Genomic DNA, 17809 nt, shown 5'->3' on the forward strand with positions numbered 1-17809 from the left:
TAACGATCTGCCTTGTGCCCACTGCGCTCCAACCGGTTCAGTGTAGATTTGCCAGCCAATGCTGCGCAGTTTGCCCGGCCTCCTGACAGACGGCCCGAGGTCAGACCAAAGATCAGGTCATGCCGCATGGCATCGTGATCATTGAGATCTTCATAGCCCAGTGCCAGGCCCATGATCCGCTGACGGACAAGGTCTTCAACCCGGTATTCCACAAAGCCGGGATGCCGCTTATCGCGAAAACAGGCAGCAAAGCGGCGGCTGAGACCCAGAATGTCATCAGCCTGCTTCACCAGAATGACGCCCCCATCCGAACTCATGCGACCCCCGTCAAAACGGGCCACAACACGCCGTCCACAGGAGGCTGGAAACTCATACGCGCCTGCGCTACACTCTGTCTGCATCGGGTTTTCTTATAGCTTACGAAAATTTCTTTTGTGCAAAACAGACTTTTTCATAATCTAACCCGATGTACAACCCTTCTGTGAGATTTCCGCGTCGATCACGCTGCGCCCGTCGCCTTCATGCGTGTCCATCACCAGCAGCAGTCGCGCCGCCCCATGCCGGGCCAGCAGCATGTGGTGCAGGTGCGTGCCCGACATGCCCAGCAGCCGTGACGGCGGGATGCAGCCGACCGATCGCAGGCCGGGGAAGCGTTCGCTGGAAAATATCTCGATCGCGCGGGTGCAGTCCTCGGGTTCGCCTGCCAGCAGGACCGGGATGCGCCACAGGCCCATGGCGTGCAGCACCCGCTTCGTGACCTGGCGCAGCGTGATGTCGACAGCGGGAAACAGCACGAACGGGAACAGCGCGGACATTACCTGCATGTCGGGCCATGACAGCATGACGACGGCCATCCCCGCCATGGCGGACGCGGCAATGATCTGCGCCACCTCGTTCCAGAATGGCGGCCGGTCGGTGTAATGGCGCTGGTATGTAAAATAGCCCAGCATGACCAGCAGCAGGGCGCAGGAAAGGAAAAGCACGCTTTCCATGTAATGAATGTTCTTTGGAAAGAACATTTCCTCCATCGCCAGGCACAGCGAAAACGCGGCGCAGTCGGTGGCGATCAGGGCGGTCGCGCATGAAAAATGGATATGCCGCAACTGGATTGCGGGAGCATGGATTCCCTCCACCTCGCCAGGGAGGGCGTCACCGGGGTGAATTGTCGCCGGGGTGGAGCCGACCGTCGCGGGGGAGAGGTGCGTATCCATGACATACTCCGCATTATTACAAAACATGTAGAGCCAGAATACTTGGTGCCGCGTTTTCAGATGGTCCGGCCATTGCCGGAAGTGCGCCCGTTCACGAGGGGCTGTCTGGCCGTGACAGGGCCTATACGTGGGAGCGGGGAAGCAAGTTCCGTTCAAAAGTTAAAAATTTATTTCCAGTAATAACGCGAAAGTGACACCAATTCTGTTGTGAAAACATGCACATGAATAAAGACGCCGATTAATAATTCAGTCTCGGTAAGGGATTAACTCTGCATGCCCACGGCGCTTCACAAGAAAGAAGCAAGAACATCCAGCAGGCGGGTCGCCAGATCGAGTCCCTTTCCCACTTTTCCGTCATGAACGTTCAATAGGTATCTGGTGCGCAAAATAATGGTCTTCAGGCTGGGCCTGACTGCGGCGGCTCCCTTTTTTCTGGTGGATGGCGCATATGCCCAGGTTATCGACAACTATTTCCCCGCCATCGGCAGTGGGGCGGGCGAACTGGCGCAGGAACCCGCACAGGTACGTGCGATGGGGGCCTACGCCCCGTTGGGCAAACGCTATGGCCCCCTGCGTATCGACGCCGACGGAAGCGAATCGGAAGGTTACGCCAACAACGTCGACCGCAATGTCGGTGGCCATTCCAGTGCCGTCGTCTCCACGCAGGGGAACCTGTCCGCGGTGTCGAAATGGGGGAAGCGCGACCAGGTCCATGGCAACATCAATGTTGACGACATCCGCTATCCTTCGCGCAGCATCCAGAACCGCACGAACTGGACGGCCAATGTCGGTGGCGTGCATGATTTCGGCCATGACACGATAGGTGTTTCCTATACCCACCTTGCACTTGTGCAGATGCCCACCGACCTTGGCGCGCTGGTGGTCAACCGTCCCGTGCCGTACCAGGTCGATGACGGCAGGCTCAGCTATACCGCGACGACGCATGGGCGCTTCAGCATCATTCCGCAGGTCGATGTGCAGCGTTACCATTTCGATTACTTCACCCCCACCGCCAACCAGCCAAGCCAGGGCTATCGTGATCGCGTCCTCGTGACCGAAGGGGTGACGGCGCAATATGAACTGCGCGGCGACAGCCATGTGCTGCTGGTGATGCAGGGGACGGAAATCCGTTACCAGAACCAGCTGGAAGGCGCGCCATCGCGTGATTCCAACGGGGCATCGGTCATGGCGGGATATGATTTCGGCATGCGCGGCCCGCTGCGTTTCCGCGCCCTTGTGGGGTACCAGACGCGGCGTTACCGCGCCAGCGCGTATGGCAGCATCAATTCCCCCATGGCGGAGGCGGAGCTGAGCTGGGTGCCAACGCGCCTGACCACCGTCACGCTCAATGTCCGGCACGGGATCGAGGACAGCGCCTTTGAAAACGTGGTGGGCTATACCTTTACCGGCGCGCGGATCGGCGTGACGCACACATACCAGCGCAATATCGTTTTTTCTGCATATGGGCAGATACAGAAAGCGAACTATCCGTCCGCTCCGGGCTTTCTACAGAATACGGTCCTGTATCAGGAGCACAACAACCAGACGTTCTATGGCGTGGGCGCCGAGGTGCAGTGGCTGATCAACCGCCATATGCGCCTGTCGGCAAATTATGATTTCAGCAGTCAGAATACGGTGGGAAGCGGACAGTTCCCGATCCACACCTTTCTGGTCGGGTTTCATGTATCGCTTTAGGGGGCGCGCATCCGGGGCGTCTGGTTTTCCTGCCGGGACGGATATGATGACAGGAGCATACGACGCATGCCGACGACCTGTTCAAGACCCAGCCGTGTGGCCATCTGGCTGCCGGTCGTCATGGGCGCGATGGGGGGCCTGCTTGCAGGTTGCGCGCCCGGTTCGGATTTGAGACCGGTTCCGCCTTATGATCCCGGGCAGTACCGTCTGGGCGTGGATGATGAAATCCGCGTCATGACCTATGAACAGGATCAGTTCACATCGGATTTTCGCGTTGACAGCAGCGGAAAGGTTGCCTTTCCCGTTGCCGGCAGCCTTCAGGCCGCAGGCCTGACCACGGTCGAATTCGCGGCCGAGGTGACAAAGGCGCTGCAGGCGGCGCGGATGCTGCGCGAACCCAGCGTCTCGGTCGAGGTTTCGGCCTACCGGCTCGTTTCCGTGCTGGGGGAGGTGGCGAAGCCGGGACAGTATCCCTACCAGCCCGGCATGACGCTGCTGACGGCGGTGGCCGCGGGCGGGGGCTTCACCTACCGCGCGCTGGAAACGCGGGCCTATGTCGTAAGGCAGGAGGGGGATCATGCCGTTGTCGGCTACCTCAAGCCCCATGATTACGTAAAGCCGGGCGATGTCATAAAGATTTACGAACGTCACTTCTGACGTCCTGCCTGTGGTCATCGCAGCAGGAAGGCCCCTGCGATGAGTACGCCCCAGCATACGATGCCCAGGATGACGCCCACGACCAGGCCGCGTGCCGGGCGCAGGCGGTCGGGCGGGGCGGGGCGCGATGGCGCAGGGGGGAAGGGGGATGTGTCCGATGGTCTGTGGCGGGATTTCAGGGGCAAGGCTCAATCTCCTGCTCGGTGCCGCGTCAGGCCCTGTTTTGCGTAATGTCGGCAGGATCTTCATGCCGATATCTGAAAATATCGATAATGCCCAAGTGCCTGACCTGTAAAGCATGGGGATACATGCACGGCAAGGGGGCGTTGCGGCCAGCGAAGCGGAGGTAGTTCATGAATGTCCTTCCTGCATCACGTCACGCGGCATGCCCGCAGTCCACGGGCCTGCGTATCGCCATCGTCCATGAATGGCTGGAACATTATGCCGGGTCCGAACGGGTGCTGGAACAACTCGTGCTCATGTATCCACAGGCGGCAATTTTTGCGATCGTTGATTTCATGCCCCCCGATCAGCGTGCCTTTCTGGGGGGGCGCCCGGTGGAGACGACGTTCATACAGGGGCTTCCTTTTGCCCGGCGGTATTTCCGCTACTATCTCGGCCTGATGCCCGTCGCGGTGGAGCAGCTTGACCTGTCAGGGTTCGACCTTGTGATCTCGAGCAACCATGCCGTGGCCAAGGGCGTGATTACGGGGCCGGACCAGGTCCATGTCTGTTATGTCCATTCGCCCATGCGCTATGCCTGGGACATGCAGGCGGCCTATCTGCGCCATGGCGGGATGGAACGTGGGATGAAGGGGCTGTATGCGCGCTGGCTGCTGCACCGGTTGCGCAACTGGGACGTGCGCTCCGCCGCGGGGGTCGATGCCTTCGTGGCCAATTCGACCTATATCGCGCGCAGGATCCGCAAGGTCTATCGGCGCAAGGCCGAAGTCGTCTATCCCCCTGTCGATATCGACAGATTTCACGAAAAGCCCCATCCGCGCCGCGAGGCGTATGTCGTGATATCGCGCATGGTGCCCTACAAACGCATCGACCTTGTGGTGGAGGCATTCCGCCGCATGCCGCGCCATGTCCTGCATGTTGCGGGCGATGGCCCGGAACGCGAACGGATCGAGGCGGCGGCGAAAGGGGCTTCGAACATCATCTTCCGTGGCCGCGTCAGCGATGCCGAGGTGCTGGAGATGATGCAGGATGCGCGTGCCTTTGTCTTTGCCGCGGAGGAGGATTTCGGGATCGCGATGGTCGAGGCGCAGGCCTGCGGCACGCCGCTGATCGTCTTTGGCCGTGGCGGCGCATGCGACATCGTGCGCGACGGGGATGACCCGCATGGCCCGACAGGCGTGTTTTTCGAGGAGCAGGAGGCCGATGCCATCATGGATGCGGTCGGCCGGTTCGAGGCGATGCGCGCGCGCATCACCGCCGCAGCCTGTCGCGCCAATGCACAGCGTTTTTCGTGCGATGCCTTTCGCCAGTCCATGTTCAGGGTTGTGGAACAGGCGATGCGCGATGCCTGCCCGCGACATGCGCGCGTGGCGCGCTAGGCCGCGCCACGCAGGGGTGACGCGACAGGCAGGCAGGGGTGGCGCGCAATGACGATTGTCGGACTGATTCTGTTCCCGTTATGCCTGCTGTTGTGGATGCGTCCGCAACTGATGCTCCATATCCTGCTGCTGGCGGGGATGCTGCCGGCGGCGGCGGCGCTGGTGCTTGGCGGCCTTGGGGTGCAGCCGGCCATGGTGCCCGCCATGGCGTTCATGAGCTTCGTGATGCTGCAATGGGTGCTTGGCGTCCATTATCCGGGCGAACGGACGGTCATGACGCTGTGCTTTCCGTTCATGCTGGTGGTGGCATGGACGCTACTGGCATCGCTGATCATGCCGCGCCTGTTCATGAACCAGGTCATGGTCTGGCCGCAGAAAAGTGATTCGGTGGGGGGGAGGGTCCTGCTCGCGCCCAATTTCGGCAATATCTCGCAGGACATGTACCTGCTGATCAATGCGGTCTTCCTTGTCCTTGCGGCGCGTTTCCTGACCCGCAGCGACGTGCGGCTGGACCGTCTGTACCGGACCTTCCTGATATCGGGATGGTGCGTCGTGGGGATCTGCATGTGGCAGTTCGCGCACCGGGTGGGCGGCGTGCCGTTTCCCGATACGTTTTTCTATTCCAATCCCGGCTGGGCTGTCCTCAATACCCAGACGGCCGGGCCGGTGCCACGCATCAACGGTTCGTTTTCCGAACCGGCCGCCTGCGCCGCGTTCCTGAGCGAGATCCTGTTCTCCACCGTCTGGATTGTCCTGCAGGGCTATTCCGTGGCGCGCGCCAGGTGGCTGATCCCCGCATCGGCGCTGGCGCTGGCCTGCACGACATCGACGACCGGGTTCATTACCGTGGCGGTGGAAATCTGCCTCCTGCCCGTGGCGGCGATCGCGACGGGGGCGATGCAGTTGCTGGGAAACATCACGCGCATGATCGTGGTGGGGATCGCGCTGCTGGCCTGTGGCGTGCTGGTGGTGGTCACGGTCGCGCCGCAGGTCGTGCCCGCGGCACAGTTCGTGTTCCAGTCCACGGCGGAGAAGAAGGACAGCCAGTCCTATCAGGACCGTTCGCAGGTGGACCGTGATTCCATGTCGCTGGTCGCGGAAACCTATGGGCTGGGCGTGGGGTGGGGCAGCAACCGCGCGTCCAGCCTGCTGCCGGGCCTGTTATCGACCATCGGCGTCGTGGGGGCGGTCGGCCTGCTGGTTTTTGATACGAAGCTGCTGCGCCGGGCGATGGCGGCGCGCAGGCGTGTCCCGCCGGGGCCGGAGCGGATGGTCATCGAAGGGGTGGTTCCGGCCCTGGTGGCGCGCCTGATCGCGGCCAGCCTGTCCAGCCCGACGGTGGGTTTCCTTGATTTCTACCTGCTGATCGCCATGCTGATTGCCGCGATCGCCCGGATCGACCTGATATGCGCGGGCAGGGCGCGCGCGCAGGTTGCGCAACGCGCGCTTGCGCCGGTCTATGCGACGGCGGCGCAATGCCATGCCAGGGTGGAGACGGATACACCGCAGATTCACGCCTGAGAAGGGGGGACGCAATGCAGTTCATGACCAATGCAGGCGACCAGGCCCTGATCATCCCGATCGAAGCAGGTGTCTTCATTGTCTTCCTGGTATGCCGCTGCTGGCGCATGGCGGCGGCGTGGGCGGCCATGGTTGTCGCTGGGTCGGGGCTGATGCTGATGCTGAAGCTTTATTTCGAGGCCTGTGGCCCCGCGCGGCACCGGGTGTTGTACAGCCCCAGCGGGCATACAATGGCGGCGACGATGGTGTATGGCGGTCTGCTGTCGCTGACGCGCCTCAACCGTGCGGCCCTGCTGGTGGTGACGCTGGCGATCGCGCTGCTGATGGGATGGACGCGCGTGGCGCTGGGGTATCATACGGTGATGGAGGTCGTGGTGGGCGGTGCGCTGGGCCTTGCGGTCGTGGCGTGTTTCAGCCAGTGGACGCAGGGGTGGCAAAAGAACTTCCGCCCGGTCCTGTCCATCCTGTGTGTCGTCGCGGTCGTGGGGATATCCATGCGGGGGTGGCATCCCAATATCGAAAGCGCGATACAGTCCGCATCGCGGTTGTATTTTTCGCAGTGGGAATGTAAAAGGCCGCCTTTGCAGGAATAGAGCAAATATTGTCATAACATGACGGATGAAACATTCGGACATGCCAGGCGCAAAGCGGATGTCGCGGCATCGCGATGCGCGGGTTGCAGGTCCCTGCTTCCGACGGTCATGCCGTGATATGGGTATGGCCACTCTTTGTTGCAGAAACGTGCAGACATACAACAGGTAACAGTTCTCCGATAATGCGCCGTACCCCAAGACGACCCGACCCTGTGATGCTGTCGCTGCTGTTGCGTCACGGGTGGCTGGTGCTTGGGGGCGTGGTCGTGCTTTCGCTGCCCGGACAGGCGCAGGCGCAGTCAGGTGCCGCGCACAGGCCCCATGCCCGGCAGGCCGTAAAACCGCCGGCAGCACCCGTGCGGGCGGAAACCATCACGGTCAATGCGCAGCGCCGCGACTTTTCCTACCCCGAGGCCCAGCATGTGCCGGATGCGGATACGCGCCTGACGGCCGCGCGCCTGATCGAACGTGGGGTTGTCTCCCTGCGCGGGCTTGAACGTGTTGCCCCGAACCTGACGATCCAGAGCATCAACGGCACGGCGTCGACCAATTTCTACCTGCGTGGGGTCGGGTTCAACGATTTCACGCAGAACAACATGCCCTCCGTCCTGTCATATTTCGATGATGTGCCGTTCGCATTTTCGACCATGACGGACGGGATGATGTTCGACCTTGCCGGGGCGGAGGTCACGCCAGGACCGGTCGGCACGCGCCACGGGCAGTCGGACACGGGCGGGGAAGTGCGGTTGCGCACCAATGACCCGACCGACCAGTGGCATTACGGCGCGCGGGAGGACATAGCCTCCTATTCCCGCAGCAGGAGCGAGGCCTATGTTTCCGGCCCACTGGCGCGCGGGCTGAGTTTCCGCCTTGCGGGACAGACGCAGCAGGGCGGCGGATGGCAGAGAGATCCGCTCAATGGCTCCCACCTTGGCGATGCCGACCTGTGGGCCCTGCGCGGCAAGCTGAAATGGACGCCCGACAGCCATACGACGCTGATGGTATCTGGACATTTCACGCAGGATGACAGCGAGGTCGTCAATCCCATCCCGGTCCACCGCCTTGTGGGTACCGCACCCCTGCCCGTTGAATCGTGGCAGCAGACACAATGGTCCATGCGTCCCGAATTCGCCCGCCTGATCGGCCGCAGGCCGGGCCTCAAGCCCAGCGAGCATAACCAGTTCTGGGGGGCGGATGTCCATTTCTCCCACGATTTCGGCCCGGTGACGTTTTCATCCATCAGCGCGTTCGAGACGGAGCGGCAGGGCGAATATACCGATCAGGATGGCACGGCACTCGCACAGGCCGATACCTATCGCACCATCGACGCGAACACCTTTACGCAGGAGGTGCGCCTGCAATCCTCCCACCCGCATGACCGGCTGCAATGGACGGTGGGGGCGTTTTACCAGCGCAGCCGCATGCAGCAGCGCTTTTTCTTCGATTATACCGACTACGTCCCGCAGCGCGGCTACATGATGGCCACGCATTTCGGCATGGATCAGGAAAGCACGTCGGAGTTCGGGAACATCAGCTACCGCTTCGACCATGGCGTGACCCTGTGGGCGGGGCTGCTGCATGAAATTGACGACCGTTCCATCTCCGGCCTGCAATCCGTCATCTTTGGCGGCAAGTCACAGGATTTCCATGGCGAAAGCACGGCCGCCGCGCAATATGCGGGCCAGGCCGGGGTATCATGGCAGGCGGCGGCGCATGAACTGGTCTATTTCAAGATCAGCAAGGGGTTCAAGCCCGGCGGCTTTACCGCGAACAACACCCAGATCCAGGCGCAGCTGGACCCGTTCCGGCCGGAGACGGTCCTGACCTATGAACTGGGCCTGAAAAGCGATCCCATCCCCAACCGCATCCGCCTCAATGCAGCGGCATTTTACAATGATTATCACAACCAGCAGCTTGTCGGCACGGTGCTGATCCCCAATTACGGGCCGCTGAGTGAAATTACCAACGCGCCGAAATCCGAAAGCTGGGGGTTCGAGGCGACGCTGGACATCCATCCGTTCGCGCATCTGTTCGTTACGCAGAACCTGGGGTGGCAGCGGGGAAATTTCCAGAATTTCCCGACCGTGAACCGCGCCGCCACCAATGCCTATTACGCGCAGCATGGCGTATGGAAGGCGATCGAGGACAATTTCGCGGGTGTCGATAACGGGCAGCCCAAGCTGACCCTGAACGGCAATGCGGAATGGCGGCAGGCGCTGGGCCCGCATTATGGCATCGATTTCGGCCCCGACTGGCTTTATCGCGACAGCCAGGCGATCACGCCCGGCGGGACGGGGTTCTATCGCCTGCCGCCCTATTTCCTGCTTGGCGCGCATGCGACGTTCCATCCGGCATCCGGCCACTGGTCGGCGACGGTCTATGCCACGAACCTGCTGAACCGGCGTTACGCCGAAAGCGGCGGCATGGCGACCACCACCTATTTCTACCTGCCCGGCGCGCCCCGGTTCATCGGTGGCCGCATCGCGTGCGATTTCTAAAGACGTAACCTGCGCCACCGCTGCCGCGCATCCGGGCGGGACGTCACCAAAATGTGCGTCGTGATACCTGCCAAAGCTGCGTGCCGGGCGGGGCGATCATGTAATATCCCCCATGAAAAAGCATGTGCTGGCAGACATTTTTCCGGTCAGGAGCAATGGTGCGGCCGTTTCGATACAAGGGGATTCCATGCGCGAACATGATGCCACGCCCTGTGGTGAACTGACCATCCGCGTCGTGGCGATGCCGGCGGACACCAACCCGGCGGGGGATATCTTTGGTGGCTGGCTGATGTCGCAGATGGACCTTGCCGCCAGTACAACCGCAGCCCTGTGCGCGGGCGGGCGTTGCGCGACGGTTGCGATCGACCGGGTCGTGTTCCATCGTCCCGTCTCCGTGGGGGACGAGGTCAGCATCTATACCCGGATCACCAAAGTGGGCCGCACCTCCATGACCATCGCCGTGGAGGCATGGCGCAGGGTCCGCCACGCCAGCGTGCGGCAGAAAGTGACGGAAGGGCATTTCGTCTTCGTCGCCCTTGATGAAAATGGCCGCCCGCGTCCTGTCGAAGCACCTTGAACCGTTCTTGGAAAATGCAAAGCGGTTCCTGGTAAAGCTCAATGATGGTCAGGCATTCCCCGGCGTAACGGATGTCGCGGCGTTCGTCCCAGCGGTGTCGAGCAGGGGCAGCAGGGCGGCCATTTCATCGAGTGTCGGCTGCCGGTGGGGTGGTGACGTGACCTCCGGCCATTCCATCTGGCGCATGACCTGTTCGAACCGCGCCGGGAGGGGCAGGGCGGCGCTGGAGGAGGAAAGGGAGCGTTCCATCCAGGTGACGCTCGCCCGTCCCGCCATCTGGCGCAGGGCAAGGAGGATCCGTTCGGCACTGTCCAGGCTGGCGGATCTGCGCAGCCCTTCCAGACGCGTATGCTGGTACTGGATTTCGGCGCGGGTGCTGGTTGTGCCGGCCATGCGGCGGGCATGCTCGATCTTCTCGCGCGGGGTGGCGTATGCGCCACTTGCCAGCACGGCATAGCGGATATTGGCGACGAACGCATCCGCCACCTGTGCCGCAAGGCCGGGACCACGGCGTTCGGGCCACAGCAGCAGGCATCCCGCCAGCCCCACGAGGCTGCCGATGATGTTGTTGACCGACCGGGCCAGCCCCACGTCCCACCCCGCGCCGGGACTGACGAGGTCCGTGACCAGCACGAACAGCTGCGTCATGAACAGGACCAGCAGCGTATAATTGACGGCCCGCAAGGCGATGGTCGCTGCCGCCAGCGGAAAAATCATGACAAGGAGCAGCCATACGGGCATCACGACGCCCATGATGGCGGCCAGCAGTCCGCCGATGATGCTGCCGACAACGCGTTCGATCGTGCGTGGCAGGGTGGTCATGCCCTGTGGCTGCATGACCACGACGACCGCCATCATGGCCCAGTAGGCATAGGGCAGGGCGAATTCCAGCGTGATGCCATAGGCCACCATGACCGAAACCGACAGGCGCGTGGCATGGCGCAGCGCCAGCGGCCAGTCACGCTGCCTTCCGGGTTGCGCCACCCGTTTCCCGTCATGCCCCGCAAGGAGGGGGGGCGACGTTTCATGCAGCATCGCCAGCAGGTCGCGCAGGGCCGCAGCGCATGTGCGGGCGCCGCGTCCGTACAGGCTGTCTTCGTGCGCGCATAACGTATCAATGCGGGCGATCTGGCGGCGCAGCGCCGTCGTGTCGGCGGCGGGACGGCCCACCACGCGCGCCGCACGTTCGAGCACGACCCGCAGGTGGCGCAGGATACGCCGCGTCGTGGGGGAGGGCGGCGCCAGCACGACCGCATGTTCAAAGGCGATCAGCACCACGAAGATCCGGTCGCATATTTCAAGCGCAGGCAGCAGGACGGCGCGCGTCTGGCTGCTTGCGGCGTCGGGGGACAGGATTTCGATGCGCGCACGCGTGCGTTCGATGCGACTGCGGATTTCGCGACGGTAGGCCCCGATGGACCCGTGCGCGCCGGCCGGCATGATCCTGCCGCGACCGGGCAGCATGCGTTGTGTCATGCGCCCTTCCTCGCGAAATATCTCCGCGCAGGCCTGGCGCAGCGGGGCGTAGGCATCCACCGGCCATGCAACGGCGCACACCACGACCGCCCACCCGGCCCCCAGCACGAACAGGCCCGCCAGCCCGAGTGCCCCGGCAGGCGTCATGGGGTAGCATATGGCCACGACCGCCACGATGGCCGCCAGCACGCCGATCTGCGTTGCCGTGGCCCCGCGCAGGCGGCCAAGGCCGCAGCCAAGGACAATCAGCGCCAGCAGTGGCGCGGCCACGACAGGGCCATATCCCGATGCCATGGACATGAGGCCCGCCAGTACCGTGCCCACCGCGCCAAATGTCAGCAATGTGCGCAGCCGGGTTGCCAGTGGACCGCCCGGATCGACCAGGCAGGTCCAGAACGCGGCAAAGGCGGACCATGCCATCAGCGGCATGTCCAGCGCGAGTGCAAGCGCCATCATGATGCCCACCGCCACAGCCGCGCGCAGCCCTTCGCGCAGGGCGATCTGTTCGGGGGCCATGCTGATGGCCCGCACCCCCAGCCAGTGCGTCAGCGGCGCAGGCGTCATCCGTCGCGACAGCAGGCGCAGGACGTCGTGCGGGGACAGGCGTAGTTTTGTCTTCATGGGCTACCGCATAAAAGGGGGCAGGGCAGTCAGGTCTGTTGTTCTTGTCTTCTTGCTGGGCCTTCTGGTGCCGCGCCGGTGGCAATGCTCCGGTCGGGGCGGACCTGTCGCAGGCTCCTATCATACAAAAAGATATTGGCACGATATCCGCCGGTTGTTTCATAAAAGAAAAAATACTGGCGTAGCGGATTTATCAACATGCCCCCGCGCCCGGGTCCGTGCCGCCATGACGCATTCCTGATCCGCGATGGCGGGGCAATGCGCCATATCCTGCTATGTCAGGATGAGGAAAGATTATGGAGGACTGCCAATGAAGCCCGATATCGTCCTGCTGGAGCGCATGATGCCGCCGATCGAAAAGGCGCTGGATGCGGCCTATACGGTGCATTACCTGCCGGACATGCCCTCGCTGGAGGCGATTGCGCCGCGGGTCCGCGCGGTCGTGACTGGCGGGGGGACGGGGGTTCCGCCCGATGTCATGGCGGCGCTGCCGGAACTTGGCCTGATCGCCATCAACGGGATCGGCACCGATGCCGTCGACCTGCAGGCCGCCCGGCGGCGCAACATCCATGTCACCACCACGCCCGGTGTCCTGACCGATGACGTGGCGGACATGGCGATTGCCCTCCTGCTCGCGGCCAGTCGCGGCATCGTGCGTGCGGACCGGTATGTGCGTGAGGGTGAGTGGCCCAAGGGCGCGCCCATCGCGCTGGGGCATCGTGTCAGCGGGCGGCGCATGGGGATTGTCGGCCTTGGCCATGTAGGACGCGCCATCGCCCACCGTGCGCAGGCTTTTGGCATGCAGGTCGCCTATAACGACGTGCGTGAAATCCCTGATGCGGGGCTTGCCTTTCATGCCAGCCTGACCGACCTCGCCCGTTGCAGCGACATCCTGGTGGTGGCTGCGGCGGGCGGGGCGGGATCGCGCGGGATCGTCAATGAGGGTGTGCTCGATGCCCTTGGCTCAGCCGGACTCCTGATCAATGTCGCGCGTGGCAGCGTGGTGGATGAAAGCGCGCTGGTCGCGGCGCTGCGTGATGGGCGACTGGGCGGGGCGGGGCTGGATGTCTTCGCCCACGAACCCGATGTCCCGGCGGCGCTGCTGGCGATGGACAATGTGGTGCTCCAGCCCCACCGCGCCAGCGCGACGGTGGAAACACGCCAGGCGATGGGGGAGATGGTGCTGGGCAACCTTGCCGCGTTCCATGCGGGCCGGCCGCTCCTTTCCGCCGTGGTTTAACGTGCCGGGCGGATGTGCCCGCTGCGGCCTATAGCGGGCCGCCGGGCACATCCGCCGCCGACAGGACCGGCAGGCCGTCGCCATCGGGCAGGTTGTAATGCCACCATTCAGGTTCGTAGCTTTCCCATCCCGCCGCCGTCATCAGGCCAAGCAGGAGGGCACGGTTGCGGACGGCCTCTGGCGACAGGCCTTCCAGCGCGCCGTGGGCCGACAGGGGCGTTACCGCATCGAATCCGGTCCCCATGGGCAGGTCCCGGCCCGTGGCGAGGTCGAACAGCGTAAGGTCAAGGGCAATCCCGCGCGGATGCGTGCCCCCGAGCGCCGGGTCGGCCACGAAGGACTTGTCGGATACGGCATCCCACAGGATGGCCTGCACCTCGATCGGGCGGAAGGCATCGAAGATCCTGAAGCCCAGTCCCAGCACGCGCGCACGCGCCGCCGCGCGGCCAAAGGCGGCGTGCGCCTCCCCGTGCAGCAGGGCGACCGGCCGGGCATAGACCGGGCGCCCGACGAAATTGTTGTCCGAAGCATAGCGGATGTCGAGGATGACACCCTCGTTTTCCTCAAGTGGTACCAGCATGCATAACCATCCCGCAGGGTGAATCCATAAACCTTACCGGTTTACTTTATACCCATTTCATCCTTCATCTTGCGTATTTCCACCTCTTTTTCATAGGCGGCCATCTGCGGTTGCATGTGGGCGAACAGGATGCGGTCGTTACGGATCACCATCTTGCGCAGGCGCCAGAACTGCTCGGCATCCATGACCAGCGTGCGCGAAATGCCATCAAGCGCATCGACCTGCACGAATTCCAGGTGCTTTTCCATATCCGTATATGTCTGCTCGGCAAAGATGGGGACGAAGCAGAGTTCCACCTTGCACGGGATTTCTGAATACGGCGTGGTCTTGTGGCCGTCGAAGACATGGACGCGGCTGATGTCGAATTTCCTGACTTCCTTCAGCAGCCATGCCTTGTCTTCCTTGCTGGCCATCGTGTCGAAATCCGCAAGATGCACGTCAAGGAACACGCTCTGGTCGCGCACGACGGTCTGGTTGGCCTCGTCAAGCTGCTGGGCGTAGTCGGCTTCTTCCTGTGAATGTTTCATCAGGATATTGTGCTTGGCGAAATCAACGTCCTTGTGGTCCGACCATACGAGGTAACCGCCCATCAGCAGCAGGGCGGACACGCAGGCCACGCCCGCCGCGACCAGTAGCACGTTGCGCTTGATATCCAACAAAATCCCCTATCGCGCATGTTGCGTCACAGGCGTCCATCGTATCCGTGAACCTGGTGTCCAGGCAATCCGTATCAACGTGGCGCTGCCCTGCGCGCAGTGGTGGCGGGGGACGGTGGCGGTCATGCCGCCCCGGCCCCGGCAGGGGGTTTGGCATGGTCCATCAGCGCCGCAATGCGTGCCTGTGCATCGGGACGGGCGTGAAAGCGTGCGTTGCGCGTGTCGCATTCATACAGGGGGACGATCGCCGCCGCCCTGCGGGCAAGGGTGTCGACCGCATGGATGAGGGTATCGGCCTTTCCATCATCCATCAGCACACTGAAATTGAGGCGTACCCATCCCGGCTTGTCGATTTCCTGTCCCGACAGGATGGCCGCGCGCAATGTTTCCGAATGGCCCTGGTCAATGCCCATCAGGCGATGCGCGTATGGCCCGGCGCAGGCGCATCCGCCGCGTGCCTGGATGCCATGGATGTCCGACAGCATGCGGGTGAAAAGCTGCTGGTGGACCGCCTGGCCCGTGTCCGGGTCGCGCACCTGGAACGAAAAGAAGGGCAGGTGGGCGGTGGCGTGCGGGGTGCCAAGGATGCGCAGGAACGGATTGCGTGACCAGACCGACAGCGCGCGGCGGCGCAGTTCGGCATGGCGTGCATCCATCACGTCCTGCCCGATGGCGTCCTTTACCATGAAGGCGAGTGCCGCGCGGATGTCGCCGATGACATTTGGGGTGCCGGCTTCCTCCCTGCTGGCCAGGCTTTGGGCATATTCATGTCCCCAGGGGGAGACGAACCGCACCGTGCCGCCACCGGGGGCGGTGGGGCGGAACTGCCGCACCGCCGCGTCGCGCACGATCATGACACCGGAGGCGGCCGGCCCACCGACGAATTTGTGCGCGGACAGCACGATGGCGTCCTTTTCCCAGGGCGTGCCCGCCTTCATGTCGATGGGCAGGTAGGGCGCGCCACCGGCATAGTCCCAGACCGACAGCGCCCCATGCCGACGAAGCAGCGCGGTCACCGCATCGGCGTCGGTGATGATGCCGGTGACGTTGGAGGCGATGGAAAATGCCCCGACCCGCAGCCTGTCTTTCGGTGTTTCGCGCAGGGCACGCTCGAGGTGCGCAAGGTCGGGGCCGCCGGTTTCGGCCTCGGGGATTTCGATGACCTCGGCACCGCTTTCGCGCCAGGGGAGGATGTTGGAATGGTGCTCGTAAGGGCCAAGGAAGACGACCGGCCTGCCCCGGCCGGTGTCTGCGCCGTCCTGCGCCACGCCCAGCAGGTGGACAAGGCGGTTGATCCCCGCGGTCGCGCCCGATCCGGTGAAGACCACGGAAAACCGCGCATCTGCACCGCACAGTCGCGCGATTTCGCCGCGGGCATGGGCGCGCATGCGGGTCATGTATGCGCCACAGAATGAAGCCTCGGTATGGCTGTTGGCATAATATGGAAGGACATGGGTGGCGATGAAGTCCTCCACCTGGCGCAGGGGGCGGCCAGAGGCCACATAATCGGCATAGAGCAGCCTGTGCGCGCCAAAGGGGCCGGGGATCATGGCCCCTTCGCCGATCAGCCCGGCACGCAGCAGGGCGAGCGTATCGCCATCGCGCAGGCTGTTGGCGAAGGACGCATGGAGGTGGGCCGGGTCGTGCATCCGTGGGGTTTCCTGTAACTGTCTGGCTGCACGGAGCCTACCTGCCGGGATGGAAATTATTTTCCCATTTTTTGCGTTGTTTTCGTGTTTTTGTGGTCATATGATGCGAAATGCCTAAAAATATGGATCATTTTGACCAGAAGATTCTGCGGGCGCTGCAGAATGACGCCAGCCTGTCGCAACGTGAACTGGCCGATCGTGTGGGGCTGTCGCAGAATGCCTGCTGGCGGCGTGTGCAGGCGCTGCGGGAAAGGAAGGTCATCACCGGGCAGACCGTGCGCCTCGATCCAGAACGGCTGGGCCTTGGGCTGACGGTGTTCGTCATGGTGCGTACCCGGCATCATTCGCGGGAATGGCTGCAGAAATTCCGCATGATCGTCATGGGAATTCCCAATGTGATCGATTTTTACCGTATCGCGGGCGATTATGATTACATGCTCAAGATCATGTCGGAGGACATGAACGCGTTTGATGCGATCTACCAGCGGATTATCGAGCAGATCGAACTGGACTCCATCACCTCGTACATCACGATGGAGGCCATCGCCAGCAACCGTGACCTGCCGGTGTGCTGAGGCGCGGATGCGATAGGGGCGGGGCATGAGGGAACCCTCCTCATCCCGCAGGGCACGCGCGCGCAGGGATGCGCGTGGCGGCGCACCGGATGTGCGCAGGCGGCGGGAGCGCCGGGCGTTGCTGGGCCTGATGGCCGCGACCGGCCTGCTGCTGTGCGCGGCGGCGGGATTGCGCACCCTGCTTGTCAGCAGGCCGGCCGGGGAAACCGGCGGTCCCTATACCCTGACGGATGATACGGGTCATGTCGTGACGGAGCAGGCGTTCCATGGCCGCTATACGTTGCTGTATTTCGGCTATACCCACTGCCTTGACGTCTGTCCCCTGACCCTTGCGACCGTGACGGCGGCGCTCGACCGGTTGGGCGCGCGTGGGGCGCGGGTCGTGCCGGTTTTCATTTCAATCGACCCGGCGCGTGACACCCCGCAACGGGTGCATGACTATGTCACGTCCTTTTCCCCGCGCATTGTCGGCCTGACGGGTGATCCGCAGGCCATCCATGCCGTGGCGGCGGAATTCCATGTCATGGTGCGTCCCCGGCAGGCGACAGCCCCCAGCGGGAACAATTATCAGCTGGATCACAGTTCGATGCTGTTCCTGATGGATGGGCAGAACCATCTGGTGTCCATGTTCCCCGTGGATTCCAGCGCGGAGGAAATCGCCACGCGGTTGCGAAACCTGCTGCCTGCCGGGTAACGGC

Annotated in this window: 17 protein-coding genes; 10 read left to right on the forward strand and 7 right to left on the reverse strand. The window is 63.1% G+C overall.

Translation table 11 applies throughout. From position 1 onward, the window contains the following. The coding region (locus KMAL_RS11910) for a transposase (protein WP_180999814.1) at window positions 1–401 on the reverse strand (401 nt) is incomplete at its 3' end. 57 nt (window positions 402–458) lie between these two features. Beyond that, on the reverse strand, window positions 459–1211 hold the full coding sequence (locus KMAL_RS11915; RefSeq protein WP_180999815.1) for a hypothetical protein: 753 nt from the start codon (window positions 1209–1211) through the stop codon (window positions 459–461). A gap of 390 nt (window positions 1212–1601) precedes the next feature. On the opposite strand from KMAL_RS11915, the gene KMAL_RS11920 reads away from it, so the two are divergent. Continuing rightward, entirely contained in the window at window positions 1602–2906 is a 1305-nt protein-coding gene (locus KMAL_RS11920; protein WP_110095923.1) for an outer membrane beta-barrel protein, read from the forward strand. A gap of 66 nt (window positions 2907–2972) precedes the next feature. Then, on the forward strand, window positions 2973–3563 hold the full coding sequence (locus tag KMAL_RS11925) for a polysaccharide biosynthesis/export family protein (RefSeq protein ID WP_110095924.1): 591 nt from the start codon (window positions 2973–2975) through the stop codon (window positions 3561–3563). 14 nt (window positions 3564–3577) lie between these two features. On the opposite strand, the gene KMAL_RS17275 is transcribed toward KMAL_RS11925, so the two are convergent. Then, entirely contained in the window at window positions 3578–3748 is a 171-nt protein-coding gene (locus KMAL_RS17275; protein WP_167400154.1) for a hypothetical protein, read from the reverse strand. 168 nt (window positions 3749–3916) lie between these two features. On the opposite strand from KMAL_RS17275, the gene KMAL_RS11930 reads away from it, so the two are divergent. From KMAL_RS11930 to KMAL_RS11950, 5 genes are all read left to right on the forward strand, one after another. After that, window positions 3917–5125: a glycosyltransferase gene (locus KMAL_RS11930; RefSeq protein WP_110095925.1), complete on the forward strand. Its 1209-nt coding sequence runs from the start codon at window positions 3917–3919 to the stop codon at window positions 5123–5125. Window positions 5126–5173: 48 nt separating this feature from the next. Continuing rightward, window positions 5174–6646, forward strand: a complete 1473-nt coding sequence (locus KMAL_RS11935; protein ID WP_110095926.1) for a hypothetical protein — start codon at window positions 5174–5176, stop codon at window positions 6644–6646. Between the two features lie 23 nt (window positions 6647–6669). Further along, a complete protein-coding gene (locus KMAL_RS11940) occupies window positions 6670–7239 on the forward strand; it encodes a phosphatase PAP2 family protein (protein ID WP_167400153.1) in 570 nt (189 codons plus the stop codon). A gap of 182 nt (window positions 7240–7421) precedes the next feature. Further along, window positions 7422–9737 (forward strand): TonB-dependent receptor, encoded by a 2316-nt coding sequence (locus KMAL_RS11945; protein ID WP_239020110.1) that lies wholly within the window; start codon window positions 7422–7424, stop codon window positions 9735–9737. Between the two features lie 187 nt (window positions 9738–9924). Beyond that, window positions 9925–10314 carry an acyl-CoA thioesterase gene (locus tag KMAL_RS11950; RefSeq protein WP_110095943.1) on the forward strand — a complete coding sequence of 130 codons (390 nt, stop codon included), beginning with the start codon at window positions 9925–9927 and terminating at the stop codon, window positions 10312–10314. A 48-nt stretch (window positions 10315–10362) separates the two neighbouring features. Here KMAL_RS11950 and KMAL_RS11955 read toward each other — a convergent pair whose 3' ends face one another. Continuing rightward, the gene (locus tag KMAL_RS11955; RefSeq protein ID WP_110095929.1) at window positions 10363–12411 is read right to left on the reverse strand and encodes an FUSC family protein; all 2049 of its coding nucleotides are present in this window, start codon (window positions 12409–12411) and stop codon (window positions 10363–10365) included. A gap of 310 nt (window positions 12412–12721) precedes the next feature. Between KMAL_RS11955 and KMAL_RS11960 the strand changes: the two genes are divergently transcribed. Next, entirely contained in the window at window positions 12722–13651 is a 930-nt protein-coding gene (locus KMAL_RS11960; protein WP_110095930.1) for a 2-hydroxyacid dehydrogenase, read from the forward strand. A 28-nt stretch (window positions 13652–13679) separates the two neighbouring features. Here KMAL_RS11960 and ddpX read toward each other — a convergent pair whose 3' ends face one another. The 3 genes from ddpX to KMAL_RS11975 all read right to left on the reverse strand — a co-directional run bounded on the left by ddpX (window position 13680) and on the right by KMAL_RS11975 (window position 16536). Next, a complete protein-coding gene (gene ddpX / locus KMAL_RS11965; protein ID WP_110095931.1) occupies window positions 13680–14231 on the reverse strand; it encodes a D-alanyl-D-alanine dipeptidase in 552 nt (183 codons plus the stop codon). A 41-nt stretch (window positions 14232–14272) separates the two neighbouring features. Continuing rightward, complete coding sequence (locus KMAL_RS11970) at window positions 14273–14887, reverse strand: hypothetical protein (RefSeq protein WP_110095932.1); 615 nt, start codon at window positions 14885–14887, stop codon at window positions 14273–14275. 122 nt (window positions 14888–15009) lie between these two features. Continuing rightward, window positions 15010–16536, reverse strand: a complete 1527-nt coding sequence (locus KMAL_RS11975; protein WP_110095933.1) for an aminotransferase class V-fold PLP-dependent enzyme — start codon at window positions 16534–16536, stop codon at window positions 15010–15012. A gap of 110 nt (window positions 16537–16646) precedes the next feature. On the opposite strand from KMAL_RS11975, the gene KMAL_RS11980 reads away from it, so the two are divergent. Further along, the gene (locus KMAL_RS11980) at window positions 16647–17111 is read left to right on the forward strand and encodes an Lrp/AsnC family transcriptional regulator (protein ID WP_110095934.1); all 465 of its coding nucleotides are present in this window, start codon (window positions 16647–16649) and stop codon (window positions 17109–17111) included. A gap of 25 nt (window positions 17112–17136) precedes the next feature. Then, window positions 17137–17805, forward strand: coding sequence for an SCO family protein (locus KMAL_RS11985; protein WP_110095935.1), 669 nt, complete (start codon window positions 17137–17139; stop codon window positions 17803–17805). Window positions 17806–17809 lie beyond the last annotated feature (4 nt).

The sequence above is a fragment of the Novacetimonas maltaceti genome (assembly GCF_002906255.1).
In the GTDB taxonomy this organism is placed as follows: domain Bacteria; phylum Pseudomonadota; class Alphaproteobacteria; order Acetobacterales; family Acetobacteraceae; genus Novacetimonas; species Novacetimonas maltaceti.

Coding starts and splice junctions, on each gene's coding strand:
- KMAL_RS11930 (WP_110095925.1), top strand. CDS start 3,917: ATGAATGTCCTTCCTGCATCACGTCACGCGGCATGCCCGCAGTCCACG.
- KMAL_RS11960 (WP_110095930.1), top strand. CDS start 12,722: ATGAAGCCCGATATCGTCCTGCTGGAGCGCATGATGCCGCCGATCGAA.
- KMAL_RS11955 (WP_110095929.1), bottom strand. CDS start 12,411: ATGAAGACAAAACTACGCCTGTCCCCGCACGACGTCCTGCGCCTGCTG.
- KMAL_RS11985 (WP_110095935.1), top strand. CDS start 17,137: ATGAGGGAACCCTCCTCATCCCGCAGGGCACGCGCGCGCAGGGATGCG.
- KMAL_RS11945 (WP_239020110.1), top strand. CDS start 7,422: ATGCGCCGTACCCCAAGACGACCCGACCCTGTGATGCTGTCGCTGCTG.
- KMAL_RS11920 (WP_110095923.1), top strand. CDS start 1,602: ATGGTCTTCAGGCTGGGCCTGACTGCGGCGGCTCCCTTTTTTCTGGTG.
- ddpX (WP_110095931.1), bottom strand. CDS start 14,231: ATGCTGGTACCACTTGAGGAAAACGAGGGTGTCATCCTCGACATCCGC.
- KMAL_RS11915 (WP_180999815.1), bottom strand. CDS start 1,211: ATGGATACGCACCTCTCCCCCGCGACGGTCGGCTCCACCCCGGCGACA.
- KMAL_RS11940 (WP_167400153.1), top strand. CDS start 6,670: ATGACCAATGCAGGCGACCAGGCCCTGATCATCCCGATCGAAGCAGGT.
- KMAL_RS11975 (WP_110095933.1), bottom strand. CDS start 16,536: ATGCACGACCCGGCCCACCTCCATGCGTCCTTCGCCAACAGCCTGCGC.
- KMAL_RS11935 (WP_110095926.1), top strand. CDS start 5,174: ATGACGATTGTCGGACTGATTCTGTTCCCGTTATGCCTGCTGTTGTGG.
- KMAL_RS11950 (WP_110095943.1), top strand. CDS start 9,925: ATGCGCGAACATGATGCCACGCCCTGTGGTGAACTGACCATCCGCGTC.
- KMAL_RS11925 (WP_110095924.1), top strand. CDS start 2,973: ATGCCGACGACCTGTTCAAGACCCAGCCGTGTGGCCATCTGGCTGCCG.
- KMAL_RS11980 (WP_110095934.1), top strand. CDS start 16,647: ATGCCTAAAAATATGGATCATTTTGACCAGAAGATTCTGCGGGCGCTG.